The sequence below is a fragment of the Mycobacterium sp. TH-M25 genome (assembly GCF_057473665.1).
In genome coordinates this window covers 1-3,580 of sequence record NZ_JBYCLA010000514.1, presented here as the reverse complement: position 1 = coordinate 3,580, position 3,580 = coordinate 1, and the positions used below count along the sequence as shown (strand labels likewise).

Genomic DNA, 3,580 nt, shown 5'->3' with positions numbered 1-3,580 from the left:
TTAGTAGAGATGCTGCCAGCGCCGCTGCAGGCACTGCTGGGGCCCGACCTGACCTATCTGATCAACCTCGGCTTTGGCGACGGCACCGAAGGCTACTCGGTGACCGCCGATTCGCCGGCCAATGTCGCCACGCCGTTCGGGCTGTTCCCCGACGTCAGCATGTCGCAGGTGTTCAGCACGCTGGCCACCGACACCCAGCAGGGCATCACCGCCTTCGAGGCCTACCTCGCTGACCCGACCAGCTCGACAACATCGGTCGACCCAGCATCGACGGGGCAAAGCTTCGCCGACATCATGTCGGCACTACAGGCTGACGCCGCTGACCCGTCGGCGACAATCACCGAATTCGTCACCGCCATCTCAACCGCATCCTCGGCGGCCTATACGGCCCTTCTGCCCATCGCGGACACCCTCAACTCGCTGGTGACCAGCTTGCCCGCCTACGACCTCTCACTGTTCACGGACAACATCGGTAACGGCGACCTGCTCGACGCCATCGGTCTACCAATAGCCGCTGACACCGGAATTGTCACTTTCTTAGGTGGCGTCGTGCTCGAGGCCACCGAAGGCGCGGTGGCGCAGATTTCTGCAGCGTTCTCGGGTCTGTTCTGACAACCGGCCCGCTCGGGTGCCCGCGGTCAGCCGGCTCATCACGAAAGACGGGACCACAGCGGCTGTGCGATGCCAATCGCTGAACGGTGAACCAGTCACCCGCTGACCCTGCGGTACTCGGTGACGCCGACGTCGCATCTCACGGGCCGCGAAAGGCGGTCGCTGGATCATGGCATGGCATCGCCAACGTAGCGGGAGTTAGAAATAATCACAACGCCGAAGCCGGGAACTTTGACGCTCGCGCCATGGCCTTGGCGCCCCAGATTCCTCGATACTGGTTATCGGCTTGCTTTTCGGGTGGTCCGCCATACACGCGAGGGCGGGCGCACCTATTGGTCTGAGTACCAAATTTTAGCGATAAGCGGAGGACCCGATGACGTCATCCCCGACGTTTGCTGTCGATGCCGAGCTGCCCGCGTTGGCCGCGGACACCGTGTGTGCGGCATTCCAGACGACAGCGGCCGCACGATCCGATCAGGTGGCGTTGCGGACACCCGACGATTCGGTTTCGATCACGTGGGCCGAGTATGCGCAGCGAGTGCAACGGATCGCGTCGGGTCTGGCCGCGCTCGGTGTCGGCAGGGGTGACACGGTCGCCATCATGTTGGTCAACCGGCCGGAATTCCATCTCGTGGACACCGCGGCAATGCATCTGGGGGCGATACCGTTCTCGATCTACAACACCTCTTCACCCGAACAGATCGCGGCTCTGTTCGCCAATGCGGGCAATCGCGTGGTGGTGACCGAGCGCGCGTTTACTGCGGTGATCGAACGCGCGCTCACGACGTCCGTTTCCGGCCACGTGATCGTGATCGACCCCGACCCGGCCGGCCACTCGCGGGTGATGAGCCTGGACCAACTGGAAGCCATGGGAGACAACGGCTTCGACTTTGCGGCCGCATGGGGCGCGGTGCAACCCGGCGATACAGCGGTGCTGGTGTACACCTCCGGAACCACCGGGCCGTCGAAGGGTGTCGAGCTCACCCACACGAATCTGATGACACAGGTTCGTGTCACCTACGAGCGGTTTTCACCGGCTGCCGGCGGTCGGATCATCTCGTCTCTGCCGTCCGCGCATCTTGCCGACCGGTGGAGTTCGCACTATCTCGCCTCGATCGGGCTCGGCTTCACGGTCACCTGTGTCGCCGACGCGACGAGGCTCGCGGACCATCTGCCGACGGTGCGACCGACGCTATGGGGTTCGGTGCCAAGGGTTTTCGAGAAGATCAAGGCGCGACTGGAAGGTTTAGGCGTCACCGACCCAGCGGCGTTGCCCGAGGAGCAGAAGGCCGCCGTGCGGGCGCGGCTGGGCCTAGACGAATGCCAAGCGGTGATCATTGGCGGCGCGCCGGCCCAAGCTGAGGTACTCGACTACTTTGATGCGCTGGGCCTGCCGCTGTGCGAAGTGTTCGGCATGTCAGAGACCTCCTGCCTCATCACCGCCAATTCACCGGGGACCGTTCGGATCGGCAGTTGCGGGACGGCCCTACGCGGGGTGGAACTGCGGACCGCTGAGGACGGGGAACTGTTGGTGCGTGGCCCACTGGTGATGTCGGGTTACTACGGCGACCCCGAACGCACCCGTGAGATTCTCGGTGCCGACGGATGGCTGCACACCGGTGATATCGCCGAGATCGACGGCGACGGATACGTGCGCATCGTCGACCGCAAAAAGGAACTGATCATCAACGCCGCCGGAAAGAATATGTCCCCCGCCAATATCGAGAGCGCCGTCAAACGGGAACACCCGCTTATCGGGCAGGTGGTCGCGATCGGCGACCGGCGCCCCTACAACGTCGCGTTGATCGTGCTCGACCCCGACGCCTGTACGGCATACGCCGGCGAGCACGGGCTGGCCGAGGCTTCGCTGCCGGCACTCGCCCGCAACGAGGAGGTCCGCCGGATCGTGGCGGCGGCCGTCGATCGCGCTAACGCCCGGCTGTCGCGGGTGGAACAGATCAAGCGCTTCGCGATACTGGCAACCGACTGGATAGCCGATTCCGACGAGCTCACCCCCAAGATGTCGCTCAAACGCCGCCCTATCGCCGAAAAATACGCGACCGTGATCGAAGGACTTTACAACGAGTAGCAGGAAGGCCGCTCCGCGGCAACACCTTCGGCTGGGAGACCGGTCCGGGTGGCCGACGATGCCGGCTGGCATCGCATCGAACGCGGTGTCGGGCGACCGCTGGTGCTGTTGCACGGTGGCGGCGCGTCGGCGATGACGTGGCTGCCAGTGCTCGACCGGCTCGCTGCGCATCGGCGGGTTATTGCGTTCGACATGCCCGGATTCGGTGAGACGCCGCTCCCCTCGGATACCGAGTTGTGCGTGGCGTGGATGGTGGCCCAGCTCGCCGTGGAGCTTTCCCGGTTGGGGATCAATGAGCCGGTCGATATGGCAGGGAACTCCATGCGTGGTCTGATCGCGCTGGAAGCAGCCAAACAGGGGCTGGCCCGGTCGGTCGTCGGTATCGCGCCAGCTGGGCTGTGGCGTCGCCGCATGCCGTTGGTACTACGCTCCCAGTTCGTCCCGATGTCGGCCATGGTCGAGATACTGCGGCACCGACGCGTGATCGCGGTGGTTCGGAAGGTGCCGCGCGGCCGAACGCGTTGCTGTACACAGGCGTCGGGCGATCGGAAGCAGTCGGCTGGGATGAGGTCGAGGACATCATTCGGTACTTGCACGTAGCCGAACCCGCCCTCCGGGCCGTGCTGGACGTCGCGCGACGCGGATTTGCGTTCGAGAATGGTCGCGATCTCGATATCCCGATTACCGCGGCGTTCGGCACGAAGGACCGAATGCTTGGGTTCGCCTGCCCAGGTGATCCGACCGCTGCACGAAGCCGGATCGCTGGTAGTCGCCGACGTCGCCACCTTGCGACACGCCCGCCGTGCCGTCGACGCCAGCGTCGACGGCCTGATCCTGCTCACCGCGGGCTCCGGCGACCAGACCGGATGGGTCAACCCT

2 protein-coding genes and 2 pseudogenes are annotated in these 3,580 nt (G+C 64.7%); all 4 read left to right on the top strand.

Annotated features, from left to right (window positions below; translation table 11 throughout):
- Positions 1-612: pseudogene (locus AC2VOU_RS17380) on the top strand (PE family protein); the annotation flags it as partial.
- A 373-nt stretch (positions 613-985) separates the two neighbouring features.
- Positions 986-2,701: an AMP-dependent synthetase/ligase gene (locus AC2VOU_RS17375; protein WP_486958488.1), complete on the top strand. Its 1,716-nt coding sequence runs from the start codon at positions 986-988 to the stop codon at positions 2,699-2,701.
- Between the two features lie 48 nt (positions 2,702-2,749).
- Positions 2,750-3,301: an alpha/beta fold hydrolase gene (locus AC2VOU_RS17370; RefSeq protein ID WP_486958487.1), complete on the top strand. Its 552-nt coding sequence runs from the start codon at positions 2,750-2,752 to the stop codon at positions 3,299-3,301.
- Positions 3,302-3,415: 114 nt separating this feature from the next.
- A pseudogene (locus AC2VOU_RS17365) lies at positions 3,416-3,580 on the top strand (nitronate monooxygenase); the annotation flags it as partial.